Genomic DNA, 15,052 nt, shown 5'->3' with positions numbered 1-15,052 from the left:
TAAGGAGAGATAACTAGATGGGAGGGTAGGCTATGTACAAAAATCGGATGAACGCCAGAGATACGTTTCTCTCTGCTGGACAGGTAAAAGCTGATGTTCCCGTCAGTATTTCAGAGTCATGGAGCAGGAGCCTGTCCCATAAAATCGATCCGAATTTGCGAAAAACGCCTGAAGTACTCAACCAAATGGATGTCCACATGCTACAGGAATCCAGCTTGTTATATCATGCGTATCAATCGATTATTCCAAAAATCCAATCTTTCATTCATACAAAATATTCCATCATACTAGCAGATCATAAAGCGCGATTACTCCATGTCAATGCCGACCACCAATTGATGGAGCTGTTGACCAGCTTCAATGCAGTTCCAGGCGGAGTGTGGAGCGAGGAACTGTGCGGAACGACTGCGTTTGGCACCACCCTCGTGGCTGGACAGCCAGTCGTCATCCACGATGCCCAACACTTTTGTGAGAGCTGGCAAAACATTTCTTGTGCGGGTGTGCCGATTTTTCATCCGATTACCAAACAGGTCATTGGCGTATTGGATTTGACGAGCTTTGCAGAGGATTTTCCTGCCCATGCCTTGGTCTTAACGCAAACGGTTGCGAAAAGTATGGAGATGGAGATTTTCAATCAGCTTCAAATTCATCGGCTTTATCTGGAAAATACATTTCTCGAAAAAGAGCTAGCCATTTCCAATGATTTACTAGTGGCTATTGACTTGGATGGTCAGATCGTGCGGAGCAATGACCCGGCTACGACAGAGCAACAAGAATGGTGCAACCGATTCGAGTGGCTCCACTACTTCCAATCCTGTCAGGAGCAATCCGATCTTTCCATCTTATCCACCATCGTTTCGACTGAGCGGCCTTTGCCTTTTTCACCCGATCCTGCTACAGGCAGACTTCAGCTCGTATCTTACCAAAATCGGCTGATCGGTGCGCTTGTTCAAATGCGCCGTCAACCCTCACGTTCTGCGAAAATCGTTGGAATTGCCGACATTCCATCCCAAAACCGTGGACTGCCGCGCAAGAAAACTGCGAAAGAAATGGTGGGAGAGTCACCACAGTGGCTTGGCTTGCTGCAAAAATTGGACAAGGTCGCTGGGCGTGATATGTCTGTGCTTTTAATCGGGGAAAGCGGAACGGGGAAAGAAGTGCTATCCCAGTACATTCACGACCATAGCTTGCGAAGACATAAGCCTTTTGTCGCGGTAAACTGTGCAGCCTTTGCCCATGATCTGGTTGCGAGCGAGTTGTTTGGCTATGCACCGGGGACGTTTACGGGCGGCTTGAAGGAAGGAAAAGTGGGGCTGTTTGAAGTTGCAGACGGAGGCACCTTGTTTCTGGATGAAATCGCGGAGCTCCCATTGCCCATTCAGGCGATGCTGCTGCGCGTATTGCAGGAGAAGCAAGTGACCCGCATCGGAGAATACAAGGCTCGCCCTTTAGATATTCGGATCGTCGCTGCCAGCAATAAGAATCTGAAAAAAATGGCTGACGTCGGACAATTCCGTTTGGATCTTTACTACCGGTTGAATTCAATAGAACTAAAAGTCCCTCCACTGCGCGAGCGAAAAGAAGATATCGTCCCAATGGCCGAACACTTTTTGGGCACACACAGGCACGGATCTTTTGCATACCGCTTGATGCCGGACACGATGGACGCATTGCGACTGTACGATTGGCCGGGGAATGTCCGAGAGCTGAAAAATGCGATCGAGCATGCTGTCGTCTTTGCGGAGGATGACCGAATCTTCCCATGGCATATACCAGATATGATCCAGGAGTCAACAGGGACAACCGAAGACAGCAAACGGCTTTTGCAGCCCACGCCGATAGATGATGAACGTGCGCAAATCGTGGAAGCATTGAACGACAGCCGCTACAACTACACAAAGGCAGCCAAGCTGTTGGGGATTTCCCGGGGCACGCTGTACAATAAAATGAAAAAATATGAGATTACGTAGAAAAGGAGTGTTCCTAGGGCATGTTGAATGGCTTTTGGAACACTCTTTTTGCTAACTAGAATCTCAGAGCCAAAGGCAGGGGAATGGAATGGACCACGCATGCGTTTCAGCTCTGGAAGCATTTGTGAAGCAGTTCATGGAAAAGGAAAAGGTGCCGGGGCTCTCCATTGGCATCTCCCGGGATGGGGAGACCATCTATCAAAAAGGCTTTGGTGTCACCGATCTGGAGACGAATCAGCCAGTAACACCTGATACCATTTTCGGCATTGCTTCGGTTACCAAATCGTTTACGGCTGCAACCATCATGCAGCTCGTGGCAGAAGGCAAGCTGACTGTTGACGACTCGATTCGCAACTATTTGCCTGATTTACAAGTAAAGGGGGACATACATACTGACAACATCACGATTCACCATTTGCTCTCTCACACTTCAGGTGTTCCGCCGCTATTGCGCCGTGAAGAGCTGACGAGACTCCCCGAGCATATTGCCTATTTGAACGAAGTCCAGTTTGCCCCCCTTGGTGTGCCGGGTGAGTATATCAGTTACAGTAATGACATGTTTCTCCTCCTGGGAGCGATTATCGAGCGTGTCACTGGGCAGCGCTATCGTACCTATGTAACAGAACACCTGCTAGCGCCACTCGAAATGAGTCGCTCGACCTTTAACCTGGAAGAAGTCGCTCGCTTTGCCGATGTCTCCGTCCCTTATGTCAAAGGGGAGGATCAGCAATTGAAAAAGGTAACGTGGCCCTCGCTCGGCAACTATGAAGTGGGGGGAGGCATCCGATCCTGCGTCGTTGATTTGCTGAAATACGGACAGCTCTATATTAATGCCGGGCGCTATAAAGAGAAGCAGGTAGCAGATGGAGCCTCGCTTAGCGCCATGTGGCAGCCTGTTCATCGAGTGACAAAGGACGCGTGGTATGGCTATGCGCTCAAAACAACTCCCCATTATGCAGGAATAACGCTAGTTGAGCATGGGGGCGGCCAGCCCGGGGTATCGTCGAACTTCGGGTTTGTACCGGAAAAAGGGCTAGTCGTCAGCGTTCTTTCTAATCTGGAAAACGTGCCGATCCGCAACGTCTGGCTGGCTGTTGTGAATGCTGCCCTTGGTTTACCGCTTGCACACAAAGAAGAGGAACCTCCGCTCTATACGCCAACGAGAGAAGAGCTAGAGAAGCTCGTCGGGACGTACACGTCAGGGGAAGGCGGAAGATTGCGACTCTTCCTTCGAGATGATGCTCCTGTTGCAGAGGTAGCTGATATTGAGTACGAGTTACGGGCCAGCAGCCACGATACGCTGATCGATGTACAAAACGGTCAACCGCTACGCTTCTTTTTCAAAAAACAGCAGCAAGCATGGGCGGTCCTCATGGGGCTGAGGATGCTTTGTAGGAGCGAGTAGGTTATGTATTTTGTTGACATACCAGCGGCGACCTAAGACATGATAATAAAATCTTGGACTCGCCACTGGTATGACTGTATCCTCAGTTTGGTTGGTATTCCCCTCCCTAGGTTAAAAATGATACGTCGAGATTAAAAAGGAGAGAAAGCAAAGAACGAGCGCCGGTATTGCTTTCGGAAAAGGATCTCTAGCAATCACAAGTAGGATGAAGGCAGCTACCAACATGGTCACGCCTAAAAGCAATCCAGATAGTAATGCAACGGTCGAAAACCATATGCCAATAATCAAGCCTATGGAACTGATGATTTCAATAAAGCCAGTTAAGAAGTTAAAGAGGGGAGGGAGTCCAAATCGATCAAATTCATTCGCCATTTTACCGGAAATAATTTTTGTACCTGTAAACATAAAGAAGATCGCAACGATGACTTGCAAAATGATTATGGTCATGACGGCTTCCTCACTTTCGTTATTCAGTATCAAATTCAATATATGCTATAGCATGTATTTGGCGGAGAAAGTATCTGCCTCTCCATTTATTCATCCTTTACTACTTGATATAGTTTGTCGAGCAAAGCATGCAATTCCGCAATCTCTACATCGGTAAGTTTTTGCGTGACATGATTATGCGCTTCGGTAACGACGGGTATAAGCATTGATTTTAACTCCATCCCTTTGCCACTCAGCAACAAGTTATGAGAGCGTCTATCCTCGTCATTTAAAGTGCGAATGACGATTCCCTTTTTTTCAAGCGAGTAAATCATTCTGACGACGGTGGTTTGATCTCGGTCAATAGCATCCGAAAGTTCCTTTTGTGTTATCGCTCTTTCTCCATCCATTACACTAAGAATTCCCCATTGCTCTGGCGTGATCTCAAATTGTTTTAACCTCTTCTTAAAATAGTTCGTCATTTTCATATCTGTGCGGTGAAGAAGAAATCCGGTCAGATTGAATAATTCCATAGAAAATCCAAGCTCCTTTGTTTACATGCTATAGCATATAAAATGCTAGCTTATTTATTCCAGTTAGTCAAATAAAATAGTGTCGGGAAAGCCTCAGTGAAAAAAGAGTAAAGAAAACGAAAAAACTGGTAAAGATATTAAAACTTATAATTCAGAATATTTAATATAATACGAACTATCTCGCAAAAAGATCATGAGGGGGTTCGTGTATGGGATTTCGTTCCTGGATTTCTGTGGCGCTCCAATTAACGATGGCGACAGCATTGCTTGTAGGCTGTAGTCAGCCGGCGGCCACTCCTGACTCAGCATCGCCGTCAGGTGCGAATGGCGTCACGCTAAAAATGGTCGAGAGCATTACTAGCCCACAACGAACTGCGCTGTTAAAAGAAATGCTAGCCCAGTTTGAAGCAAAGAATCCGGGGATCAAAGTCGATCTGATTTCACCTCCCTTTGAAGGAGCGGATCAGAAGATCACACAGATGCTGATGGCAAAAGAAGAGCTGGACGTACTGGAGGTTCGTGAATTCAATGCCAAGCAGTTTTCGATGAACGGCTTTATTGAAAATTTGAAGCCCTACACAGACAAATGGAAAAATTACGATCAGCTGACCGACGTTGCCAAACGTCGAGCCACTTGGGTGGACAAAACTCCTTATTACATTCCGAATGGACTGTACCAGCGCGTCTTATATTATCGGACGGATTGGTTTAAGGAAGCAGGGATCGAGGTGCCGAAGACGTGGGATGAGCTCTTGGTCGCAGCCAAAAAGCTGACGGACCCAGCCAAAAACCGCTACGGGTACAGCTTCCGGGGAGGTGCGACCGGGTGGGATTACGCGCTGATCACCATGTGGGCCTACAACGGGACAGAGGTCGACCCTGACTCTGCCTTTTTCATGAAGGATGGACGCACGATCTTCTCCACGCCGCAATCACTAGAAGCGATGCAGTATTACAAACAGCTTTACAAGGAAGGTTCTCCAAAAGATTCGGTAAGCTGGGGCTTTCAGGAGATGGTACAGGGCTTTGTAGCTGGCTCGACTGCCATGCTGATTCAAGACCCTGACGTCATCGATGGAGCCAAGGAGAAGATGCAGGAAGGGACGTGGGCGACCGCTCCGATTCCGATTGGTCCTTCGGGCGTCGCTCAACAAGTAGTCGGTGGGCCGGGTTGGGGAATGACGTCATACTCGAAGCACAAGGAAGAGGCGTGGAAGCTAATTGAATTCCTCTCTGATCCAGAACAGAGCACTCATTTTGCGAAAAAGACTTCCACGATTCCTGTCGTGAAAAGCGCGGCAGAAGATGAATTTTACAAGACTGGTTACTTCCAGCCGTTTATTGAGATGAGCCAGCAGCCGACGAAGTTCCTCGATGTTTCACGTCCTGTGGACTACAAAGGTTGGGGAGCTTGGCAAAGCACGGCGGATAAAGATATTCAGAGTTTTTTGCTCGATCAGCTCACCGCAGAGTACCTGCTGAAAAAATGGGATCAATACTGGACGAAAGAAAAAGCCGAACGAAAGTAGACGTGGGGGGATGGTAGCTTGGACACACAAAAACCCATCGTCATGACGACGAAGCAGGTTGTGCCGGAAGGGAAGAAATCGTTCCGGATTTCCAAAGAAGGTCGCTTCATATTTTTGTGCCTCTTGCCCGCCATTTTGTTTGTTTCGGTCTTTACGTATTATCCACTCGTGCGTGGAATCATCATGTCTTTTCAGAACTACACGCTCTTTGACTTGATGAATATTCAGTTCATCGGGCTGGACAACTTTGTGAACGTACTGACAAGTCCAGACTTCCCGCGAGTTGCCATGAACAGCTTTTACTGGGTGTTTTTCTCCCTCGTCTTTCAATTGCTGTTTGGCTTTATGCTGGCCCTCTTGATGCGTAAAAAATTTCGTGGAAGAGGGATTTACCAGGCATTTGTTTTTTTCCCGTGGGCGATGTCCGGCTTTCTGATTGGGCTGATTTGGCGGTGGATGTTCAATGCCCAGTTTGGCGTCATTAATGATTTGCTCTTGAAAACGGGTCTGATCGATGCGCCGATTTCCTTTTTGGCGGATGGCACTTGGGTGATGGCTGCCGTCATTATCGCGAATATTTGGTATGGCGTCGCGTTTTTTGCCATCATGATTCTAGCTGCCCTGCAATCGATCCCAGAGGAGCTGTACGAAGCGGCGGCAATGGATGGAGCGGGGCGGATTCAGCAGTTGTGGAGTGTGACACTGCCGTATATCATGCCTACGATGCTGGTGACAATCCTGTTGCGGGTCATATGGATTCTCAACTTCCCAGATATTATTTATGCGATGACAAATGGAGCTCCTGCAGGCTCCACGCATATTTTTGCTACCTACATGATCGATAAAGTCATCTTTGGACAAGACTACGGGCAAGCCTCGGCAGTAGGTGTCATCATCGTGCTGATTTTGATGTTGTTCACGATCTTTTACGTGAAAGCGACCAAAGTAGAGAAGGGAGGGGACTTCTGATGCACCGTGAACATCTAGGGTGGAGGACTGGCAGAGCGATTGTATTGACCCTGTTTCTTGCTTTTGCGATTTTCCCGCTGTATTGGATTATCATTACGTCGCTCAAAGGTCAAAAGGAAATCTTTTCGCTCCCGATTCAATATTGGCCGGAACAGGTGACGTTGATCAACTACTTGGAGATCTTTCAGATTTCCCACTTTCAGGTGTATATCTGGAACAGCTTTCTCGTTTCCTTGGTCGCTTCGGCTATGGTCGTATTCATCGCGATGCTCGGTGGTTACGTATTGGCCCGCTTTTCGTTTAAAGGAAAGCGGCAGGTGATGTTCGGATTTCTCGTCACCCAAATGATCCCGATGTTCATTGGCATGGCGCCGTTGTATATGATGATGTCCAAGATGCACATCTTAAACAGCCTGTTTTCGTTGATGCTCATCTACACGGTCATGCTGATTCCATTTTGTACGATCATCATGTCTGGCTTTTTCCAACGGATACCCAACGCTTTGGAGGAAGCAGCAATGATGGACGGCTGTTCCCGGTTGAGCGCCCTGTTTCGCGTCATCGTGCCGATCATGCTCCCCGGAATTGCAGCCACGTTTATTTTCGCGTTCGTCCAATGCTGGAACGAGCTGATTATGGCAGTTCTGTTCATTGATGAAGAGTCAGTCAAAACGATTCCCGTCGCGATGAATGCCTTCATCAAAAAGTACGATATCGAATGGGGAGCGATGTCGGCAGCTACGGTGCTGTCAGTCATCCCGACGATGCTGTTGTTTGCCTTTTGTCAAAAGTACTTGGTGGAAGGGCTCACACAGGGTGCTGTAAAAGGCTAGAGGTAGTCCCGCATGCCGGCCTGATACGCTGTCTCATCGTTGTTTTCCAGACCGAATAGCGCTTCCTCCAAGGCGAATGTACTACGGTAAAATCGCATCCTTGTCATCACCTGCTCAAGCTGGGGGTACACCGGAGTGAAGTGCTGCAAAAACGGTTCCCCGTAGCTCGCGCAGAGTCCTGCGAGGTCGTATGCCGGATCGCCCACACCCGAGCCACCAAAGTCAATGATGCCTGTGATGCGCTGTTTTATCGGGGAGTACAAGATATTACCTGTGCCAAAATCTCCGTGAGTCAAGCAAGGCTGAAAATCAAAGTGGGCAGGGTTTGCCAGGTACGATTCGAACCGCTCTGCTACATCCTTTTTTGCTTGCTCACGCATAGCTGGGAACAAGTGCGAAACAATCTGTTCATACAGCTCAGTCAACTGCTTGGCCATGTCAAAATCGCCAGGGATGAGCTCCGGGAGCAAGGAGGAGACGGGAAGCTGGTGCAGTTCATGAAGAAATTGTGCCAGTTGGGCAGCGACAGTAGGTACCGAATTTTGACGAGAGGCTACTTGAAAAGCTTCTCGGGTAAAAGGCTCACCTTCGAGTAGCGGATATCCGGCAAACACCCGCCCAGGTATTTCCTCGGCAAAGGACAAATAGATCGGAGTCGGAATCGGCAGGGAGAGGTATGGTTTTACCATGCATAAAATGTTCGTTTCGACCTTCAGTTGCTCGATTCCGGGGGTATATTTCGGGAAGCGAAACACGTACGCGTCATTGACGATGAGCACATCATTGTTTTGGCCCATCTCGTTAAAGTAGGCGGAAGTGATGGCCAATTCCGGATACGTTGCTTGAATGTGTTGGATATACGCTTGCGTTGTCATCATGATTCTCCTTCCAATACTCCGCATTTCGAAAAAAGAGCACTCTCCCCAAAGGAAAGTGCTCTTTCGTATTTACGATGCTGCCAGTTCAAATCTGACGAGCGTTTCTTTGGTGTCTGCGAGCTTTTCTAGTTCAACAATTCGCCAGTTATGGGAGATTGTCCTGCGCATCCACGTCAATGCATCGTCTGGTAAGCGTACGTGGTGCAGCGCTGTTTCCTCAACGTGATAATCGTGCTCTGCTTGGATGTTGTAGCGTTTGTTCAGCAAAAACTTGATCCCGTTAAAAGTGGTGAACTTGATCTGGTAGCCTTCGCGAATCGCAGCTTCCAGCGTAGTGGGATCATTTTTGGACAGTTCAAAGAGATGGGTGTAATCGTACTTGCCGCCCTCCACGTCCGAAAAAGGCGCAGGGTCACCTGTTCTCAGCTTGTGGATGATTTCCTCATCGACGAATCCATGGGCACGGGCTGCCTCTAAGAGCATCGTTTCCCACTGGGATAGTTTTACGGTAGACATGGACTGTCCCCTCCTCTTATCACGATGTAACGGTACAGACTCGCCCGCTTTCTCCTAGTATAAACCAACGAAATTGTACTTCTCAACTACAATTCCGACTATTTTAGTATGAAAAGTACGGCGAACTGCTTTGATTAGGATGAAAGCGAGGAAAGCTTCTTCTTTTCACGCGGCTCCTTTGAGGTTGTGGTCAAGGTCACGCCTGCAATGATGAGAACCGCTCCGAAAAACTGTACAGCCGTTACAGGCTTTGCCAGCAATAGTAAGCCAAACAGCATGGCAATAAACGGTTCCAGATTGGCAAACATCGCGGCTTTGGCAGCGCCTACCTTCTGTAGTTGACTGTTCCAGATTAGGGTCACAATGCCGTGCATGATGACAGCGGTGACAAACAAGAGAATCCAGGATGAGAGGCTGGTGGTTACCGTGGCCGTAGGGATGCTGATCAGGACAAAAGGCAGCATCGATCCGAAGCCGATCAGATTGGATACGAGCGTCGTCACGAGTGGAGGGAGTCGATGTCCCAACAACCTGACAAGTATGATCGAGGTCGCGAATGTCAGCATCGTCAATACAATCCAAAGGATACCTACATCAAAATGCAGCTCTGCCCCTGTATAAATGACGAATAAAACGCCTGATGTACCGATCACCGAACCGATTGCCATGCGGCCAGTCAGTGATTCTTTCAAGAACAAGGCAGCCAAGAGAGCGGTTGTAATCGGCGTCAGCGCCAGGATCAGAGCAGAGGTGGTTGGTTCAGCTGTTACGAGCCCTTTGTAAAAGGACCACTGGTTGATGAATACGCCGACAACTCCCAGTACCGCGAGCAAGAACCAGTCCGTACGAGTGAGCTTTGGCATTTTCAGACGCCCTCTGGACCAAATGAGCAGAAACAGCACGATAAACAAGAGACGCATAGCCGACAAAAAGAGCGGAGAAAACTCTGCAACGAGCATTTTCCCGAAGACGAAATTGCTGCCCCAAGCGGTTACGCAAAAAATGAGCAGCAAGTAGGAGCGTAGCATAGGATTCGTTCCTTCCTGTGGGTCAGCGAGTGTGATCCGGCGTTCGGATGTACCGTTTCCATAGCCAGGTCATGCACAAGTAGGCCGTTAAGACCAGAGCTGTACATAAGGAGGCAATCCAGATTGCCATCATCGGATCGACGTACATCCGGCTGCTATAGCCTGCGACGAATCCCATTACTGCGCTGATCAAAATGAAAGTAGGTGCCTTCCCCTTCGTCAACACGATGACGATGACAGGCAAAAACAGCGAGGCATACATAATGCCAAAGAAGAACAGCAAATCCAGCAAGGTCGGCTGGAAGTAGATCGTCAAACCATACGAAAGCGCACCGATAGCAATGGCAAGGATGTAGCCCAAACGGATTTTTTGCCGTTCAGAAGCGTCTGGGCGGAACAGCTGATAGACGTTGTTGACCATCAGACTGATCATGGAATGAAGACCTGCACCAAAAGCGGACATGATCGCACCGAAGGCACAGAGGACAAATAATACAAGCAATATCATCGTGTCAATCTTGCGTACGAGATCAAACAACAGCGAGTAAATATCATCAAAGCCGCCCGTAAAAAGAACGATGATGATCAGCGAGGAAAACGCCAGTGGTACGGTGGCAAAAATGAGTCCGGACACCAGAAAGGTAGGGACGATCTTTTTTTCTTCCATCATATAGAGCCGCTGCCACGATGCCTGATCGACAAACACTTGACCAAACCCAATCAACAGCCCGGTAATGATAAAAAAAAGACCCTCGTTGTTGTTGAGCACCAGAAGGTAAGGATGGTAAAGACGCAGTCCGTTATAGACATGCTCGACACCTTTACCGACGAAAAAGTAGACGGGAATCAGGATGATGGCCGCAAACGTAATGACAATTTGCACGATGGCAAAACGATGGATCGAGCGAATACCTCCGATGCCTGCAAACAGCACACAAAATCCAAAAAAGCAGAGCAAGCCGAGCGGGATCGGTAAGCCAAACAAGATGTTCAGCAATACGCCACCAGCCATTCCCTGGACGAACATCGCTTCAATCGTGGTAATCAAAAGGATGATGATCATTAGCCAGTAACCAAACGGATGTAGCTTGTCCCGCATGTAATCCCCGATAGTCATCCCTTCTGATAACTCACGGCGGACCTTACGCCCAAGCAGTCCAAACATACTAAGGGCAAATGCTCCCATCAAAGCGAAGCCGATCCCGCCAAATATCCCGTATTTGACGAGTGCTTCTGGTGAACCGAATATTGTGTTTCCAGTCACCCAGCGGGCGAGGATAGAGACGACCCCAAGCCCAATGCCGATCTTTGCTGCACCTACCACGTATTCGCGAAACGATAAGTAGGTCAAGATGCATTCCCCTTGTCCCGGTATTCTTTCGGGGTTTTCCCCACTACCTTGCGAAAAATGGTGCTGAAATAGTGTTGGCTGTTGAAGCCAGTCCGCTCGGCAACCGTCGATATGCTCCAATCAGGATGAGCAATCAGGAACTTCTTCGACATTTGAATGCGGTACTGCATTAAATACTCGGAAAATGAGACACCTACTTCTTCATGAAAACGGCGACTCAAATAGGTAGGATTGATATGGACCTCTGCGGCAAGATCAGCCAGATTCAGCTTCTCCGCGAATTTTTGATGAATGATGTTCATCGCATCGGAAATAATTCGGGTGTAAGCGGAGAGGGCAGGGCTCTTCTGATATTTTTGCAGAATGTCGACCAGCTCGCTCTCAATGACGGGCTTCGTGATGTAATCCACGACACCGAGGCGGATCGATTGCTTGGCATAATGAAAATCTTGATAAGCCGTGACAATGATGAGCTCGATGTCTTTGTGCTGGGCTCTCAGCTCTTCGCCAAGCACCAGCCCGGATTTCCCCGGAAGATTAATGTCCAGAAAGGCGAGATGAAGAGGAACCTTCTGGCTGATCGCCATGGCTTGACTGCCATCTGCGGCCTTGTAGAATTTCCACAAGGGGAACATGGGCTGAATCAAATACTCGAGCTGGTCCAGCTCCAATGGTTCGTCATCCACGAGTAGTACGTTCATCTTCTCACCTCAGATCGATTTGTTCATAAGTACAGGGCCACCTGACAGACACAAGAGTTCCTCCCTCAGATATCGGAGCAAGCTCCAGATGTGCATGATCACCAAAACAAAGGTGGAGCCGCCTGCGGATGTTGTCCAACCCGTGACCGCTCTTCTCATGTGGCTGTTCCGTTTCGATCTCACTTTCATTCTGGAAGGCTGTGAGTCCGGAAGAACCGTTGTCGATGACCGTAAGCAGGACATCGTCATCTTTTCGGCTTATGCGGATGTCTAAGATAGCTTCGCCCATTTTTCTTTCTAATCCATGCTTAAATGCGTTTTCCACAATCGTCTGCAAGACGAAAGGGGGAATGGATGCTTGCAAGAGATCATCTGCACAATCTAGTTGAATCCGGAGCCGATCGCCGAAACGCAGCTTTTGAATCTCCAAATATTGCTCCGTGTACGTAATCTCCCGCGCCAATGAAATCAATGGCTCTGTGGATTTATATTTAAATTTGAGAAACTGGGAGAGGACTTCGAGCGCTCTCACCAGTTCCTTCGTTCGGTTCAATCGCGCCAGACTCAGAATGACATTTAGCGTATTAAACAAGAAGTGAGGCTGGATTTGTTGATTCAACTGATTGTAAAGCGCTTGCTGCAACTCTTTTTCCAGCTCGATCTTCAGATTTTTGTTTTCTAACAGATCAATCCGCTTCTCGAAAATGAACAGAAACAATAAAGCAATAGCTCCTATGATAGGAGCCAAAATAAACAGCAGAATGAGCAATGTGAAACCTTCGAAGCTTATCATGAGATCCCTTCTGTATGGATAGATTTTGCAGTTACCATCATATCATGCTGCTTCGTGATCTCTTGCGTTTTTAGAAAATTTTAATCTCTCTATACTAGACTTGGACGATGTGGCACGCAACTTGGTGTGTGTTGTGCAGGTTGGTCAAGCCAGGCACTTCTGTTTTGCAGCGATCAATCGCATACGGGCAACGCGTATGGAAGCGGCAGCCCTGCGGAGGATTGATCGGAGAAGGTACATCGCCGCGCAGAATGATCCGCTCTTGCTTTTTGCTTACGTCCGGTACCGGGATCGCAGACAGGAGTGCCTGCGTGTAAGGATGCTGCGGGTTGTCGAACAGCGACTTTTTATCCGCGATCTCTACCACTTTACCGAGGTACATCACCATGACGCGATCCGAGATGTGACGAACGACGCCGAGGTCATGAGAGATAAACAAATACGTCAACTTGAACTGCCTTTGCAATGATTTCAGGAGATTCAGCACTTGAGCCTGAATGGATACGTCGAGTGCCGATACGGCTTCGTCACAAATGATCAGCTTCGGTTGCATCGCGAGTGCACGGGCAATCCCGATCCGTTGGCGTTGTCCGCCGCTGAATTCATGCGGGAAGCGGTCAATTTGATCCGGACGCAAACCTACATAGCCGAGCAGCTCGATAATACGCTCGCGGCGTTGATGCGCAGGTACGATATTTTGGATCGCCAACGCTTCCCCGAGAATAGCGGATACCGATTGGCGCGGGTTGAGTGAAGCAAATGGGTCCTGGAAAATGACCTGCAAATGCTTGCGCATGTCGCGCATTTGCTTCTTGGACATCGCCAGCAGATCTTGTCCTTCGAATAGTACCGTTCCGCTCGTCGGTTCATCCAGACGGAGGATGGCACGACCGGTAGTGGATTTTCCACAACCGGATTCGCCTACAATACTCAGTGTTTCACCTTCATGGATCGTGAAGCTAATGTCATCCACGGCTTTTACGTGGTTGACGGTACGGCCTAAAATGCCGCCTTTGATCGGGAAGTGCTGCTTGAGATTTTTTACTTCCAGCAGTGGTTTTTTCGTTGGATTCGCTTGTGTCGTCATCATGGTCATACCCCCACTTCCGTAGCAGTCTTGGTGTCGCCGTCCCACTCAGACGTATACATCCAGCACCGTACTTTGCTTCCGTCTGCATACGCCAAGAGCTCAGGAAGCTTCGTATTGCACAGCTCTGTTGCATGCGGGCAACGTGGAGCGAATCGGCATCCAACTGGCATGTTGAACGGACTTGGTACATTCCCTTTAATCGCTTGCAACTCTTCCACGTCCTCATCCAGACGGGGGAGGGAGTTCATCAGCCCCACTGTATAGGGATGGCGTGGATTCGCAAACAAGTTTTGTGCAGTCGTGTACTCCACGACTTTTCCTGCGTACATGACCGCAACGCGATCGCATGTTTCGGCAACAACGCCCAGATCGTGGGTAATCATGATAATGCTCATGCCCATTTCGACTTGCAGCTTTTTCATCAGCTCGAGAATCTGAGCCTGAATCGTAACGTCCAAAGCGGTTGTCGGTTCATCCGCGATCAAAATTTCCGGGCGGCAGGCGAGAGCCATCGCGATCATGACGCGTTGGCGCATACCCCCAGACAATTCATGCGGCTCTTGAGTCGCGCGTTTTTCCGGGGAAGGAATACCGACCAGACGCAGCATGTCTACTGCTTTGTCCCATGCTTCCTTCCGTCCCATGTTTTGGTGCAGGCGCAATACCTCTGCGATTTGTTCCCCAACCGAATAAACCGGATTAAGCGAGGTCATTGGCTCTTGGAAAATCATCGAAATCTCGTTGCCGCGGATCGTGCGCATGTCTGCTTCTGATTTTTTCGTCAGGTCTTGCCCTTTGAAAAGGATTTCTCCTCCTACAATTTTTCCCGGAGGACTGGCAATCAAACGCAGGATCGAGAGGGAAGTGATACTTTTTCCACAGCCCGATTCTCCTACCAGACCTAGTGTCTCTCCTCTATTTAGAGAGAAATCAACGCCGTCCACTGCTTTACTGACGCCATCGTCTGTGAAAAAATGCGTTTGCAGATTGCGAACGTCCAGGATGATATCTTGTTGTTCCGGCATGGTGA

At 48.7% G+C, this 15,052-nt stretch carries 15 protein-coding genes; 5 read left to right on the top strand and 10 right to left on the bottom strand.

The genetic code is table 11. From position 1 onward, the window contains the following. The first annotated feature begins 32 nt into the window (after nucleotides 1-32). On the top strand, nucleotides 33-1,970 hold the full coding sequence (locus tag POF51_RS29290; protein WP_271756572.1) for a sigma-54-dependent Fis family transcriptional regulator: 1,938 nt from the start codon (nucleotides 33-35) through the stop codon (nucleotides 1,968-1,970). An 88-nt stretch (nucleotides 1,971-2,058) separates the two neighbouring features. Beyond that, nucleotides 2,059-3,375: a serine hydrolase domain-containing protein gene (locus POF51_RS29285; RefSeq protein WP_069845701.1), complete on the top strand. Its 1,317-nt coding sequence runs from the start codon at nucleotides 2,059-2,061 to the stop codon at nucleotides 3,373-3,375. A gap of 111 nt (nucleotides 3,376-3,486) precedes the next feature. Here the strand turns inward: POF51_RS29285 and POF51_RS29280 are convergent, their stop codons facing one another. Beyond that, nucleotides 3,487-3,822 (bottom strand): DoxX family protein, encoded by a 336-nt coding sequence (locus POF51_RS29280; protein WP_069845699.1) that lies wholly within the window; start codon nucleotides 3,820-3,822, stop codon nucleotides 3,487-3,489. Between the two features lie 86 nt (nucleotides 3,823-3,908). Next, entirely contained in the window at nucleotides 3,909-4,334 is a 426-nt protein-coding gene (locus tag POF51_RS29275; RefSeq protein ID WP_069845697.1) for a MarR family winged helix-turn-helix transcriptional regulator, read from the bottom strand. Between the two features lie 209 nt (nucleotides 4,335-4,543). On the opposite strand from POF51_RS29275, the gene POF51_RS29270 reads away from it, so the two are divergent. From POF51_RS29270 to POF51_RS29260, 3 genes are read left to right on the top strand one after another with little or no spacing between them, the layout of a single operon-like run. Then, a complete protein-coding gene (locus POF51_RS29270) occupies nucleotides 4,544-5,863 on the top strand; it encodes an ABC transporter substrate-binding protein (protein ID WP_069845694.1) in 1,320 nt (439 codons plus the stop codon). Between the two features lie 18 nt (nucleotides 5,864-5,881). Continuing rightward, nucleotides 5,882-6,832 (top strand): carbohydrate ABC transporter permease, encoded by a 951-nt coding sequence (locus tag POF51_RS29265; RefSeq protein ID WP_271756571.1) that lies wholly within the window; start codon nucleotides 5,882-5,884, stop codon nucleotides 6,830-6,832. Then, a complete protein-coding gene (locus POF51_RS29260; RefSeq protein WP_017250969.1) occupies nucleotides 6,832-7,665 on the top strand; it encodes a carbohydrate ABC transporter permease in 834 nt (277 codons plus the stop codon). The genes POF51_RS29265 and POF51_RS29260 overlap by 1 nt, the downstream gene beginning before the upstream one ends. Here POF51_RS29260 and POF51_RS29255 read toward each other — a convergent pair. From POF51_RS29255 to POF51_RS29220, 8 genes are all read right to left on the bottom strand, one after another. Further along, a complete protein-coding gene (locus POF51_RS29255) occupies nucleotides 7,662-8,540 on the bottom strand; it encodes a phosphotransferase family protein (protein ID WP_083261590.1) in 879 nt (292 codons plus the stop codon). The genes POF51_RS29260 and POF51_RS29255 overlap by 4 nt on opposite strands. 72 nt (nucleotides 8,541-8,612) lie before the next feature. Further along, nucleotides 8,613-9,059, bottom strand: a complete 447-nt coding sequence (locus POF51_RS29250; protein WP_069845688.1) for a hypothetical protein — start codon at nucleotides 9,057-9,059, stop codon at nucleotides 8,613-8,615. 134 nt (nucleotides 9,060-9,193) lie between these two features. Then, nucleotides 9,194-10,087 (bottom strand): DMT family transporter, encoded by an 894-nt coding sequence (locus POF51_RS29245; protein WP_069845686.1) that lies wholly within the window; start codon nucleotides 10,085-10,087, stop codon nucleotides 9,194-9,196. A 22-nt stretch (nucleotides 10,088-10,109) separates the two neighbouring features. Then, complete coding sequence (locus POF51_RS29240) at nucleotides 10,110-11,438, bottom strand: sodium:solute symporter family transporter (protein WP_069845684.1); 1,329 nt, start codon at nucleotides 11,436-11,438, stop codon at nucleotides 10,110-10,112. Continuing rightward, nucleotides 11,435-12,139, bottom strand: a complete 705-nt coding sequence (locus POF51_RS29235) for a response regulator transcription factor (RefSeq protein ID WP_069845682.1) — start codon at nucleotides 12,137-12,139, stop codon at nucleotides 11,435-11,437. The genes POF51_RS29240 and POF51_RS29235 overlap by 4 nt, the downstream gene beginning before the upstream one ends. 4 nt (nucleotides 12,140-12,143) lie before the next feature. Then, a complete protein-coding gene (locus tag POF51_RS29230; RefSeq protein WP_017250975.1) occupies nucleotides 12,144-12,932 on the bottom strand; it encodes a sensor histidine kinase in 789 nt (262 codons plus the stop codon). Nucleotides 12,933-13,026: 94 nt separating this feature from the next. Continuing rightward, nucleotides 13,027-14,022, bottom strand: a complete 996-nt coding sequence (locus tag POF51_RS29225; RefSeq protein WP_069845680.1) for an ABC transporter ATP-binding protein — start codon at nucleotides 14,020-14,022, stop codon at nucleotides 13,027-13,029. Nucleotides 14,023-14,024: 2 nt separating this feature from the next. Continuing rightward, on the bottom strand, nucleotides 14,025-15,047 hold the full coding sequence (locus tag POF51_RS29220; RefSeq protein WP_069845678.1) for an ABC transporter ATP-binding protein: 1,023 nt from the start codon (nucleotides 15,045-15,047) through the stop codon (nucleotides 14,025-14,027). Nucleotides 15,048-15,052 lie beyond the last annotated feature (5 nt).

The organism is Brevibacillus sp. AG (assembly GCF_028369215.1).
GTDB lineage: Bacteria > Bacillota > Bacilli > Brevibacillales > Brevibacillaceae > Brevibacillus > Brevibacillus porteri.
This window is presented reverse-complemented; position numbering and strand designations above follow the sequence as displayed.

Bases quoted from the DNA above. Each gene is read 5' to 3' on its own strand.
- POF51_RS29290 (WP_271756572.1), top strand. From the start codon at position 33: ATGTACAAAAATCGGATGAACGCCAGAGATACGTTTCTCTCTGCTGGA.
- POF51_RS29285 (WP_069845701.1), top strand. From the start codon at position 2,059: ATGGACCACGCATGCGTTTCAGCTCTGGAAGCATTTGTGAAGCAGTTC.
- POF51_RS29280 (WP_069845699.1), bottom strand. From the start codon at position 3,822: ATGACCATAATCATTTTGCAAGTCATCGTTGCGATCTTCTTTATGTTT.
- POF51_RS29275 (WP_069845697.1), bottom strand. From the start codon at position 4,334: ATGGAATTATTCAATCTGACCGGATTTCTTCTTCACCGCACAGATATG.
- POF51_RS29270 (WP_069845694.1), top strand. From the start codon at position 4,544: ATGGGATTTCGTTCCTGGATTTCTGTGGCGCTCCAATTAACGATGGCG.
- POF51_RS29260 (WP_017250969.1), top strand. From the start codon at position 6,832: ATGCACCGTGAACATCTAGGGTGGAGGACTGGCAGAGCGATTGTATTG.
- POF51_RS29255 (WP_083261590.1), bottom strand. From the start codon at position 8,540: ATGACAACGCAAGCGTATATCCAACACATTCAAGCAACGTATCCGGAA.
- POF51_RS29250 (WP_069845688.1), bottom strand. From the start codon at position 9,059: ATGTCTACCGTAAAACTATCCCAGTGGGAAACGATGCTCTTAGAGGCA.
- POF51_RS29245 (WP_069845686.1), bottom strand. From the start codon at position 10,087: ATGCTACGCTCCTACTTGCTGCTCATTTTTTGCGTAACCGCTTGGGGC.
- POF51_RS29235 (WP_069845682.1), bottom strand. From the start codon at position 12,139: ATGAACGTACTACTCGTGGATGACGAACCATTGGAGCTGGACCAGCTC.
- POF51_RS29230 (WP_017250975.1), bottom strand. From the start codon at position 12,932: ATGATAAGCTTCGAAGGTTTCACATTGCTCATTCTGCTGTTTATTTTG.
- POF51_RS29225 (WP_069845680.1), bottom strand. From the start codon at position 14,022: ATGATGACGACACAAGCGAATCCAACGAAAAAACCACTGCTGGAAGTA.
- POF51_RS29220 (WP_069845678.1), bottom strand. From the start codon at position 15,047: ATGCCGGAACAACAAGATATCATCCTGGACGTTCGCAATCTGCAAACG.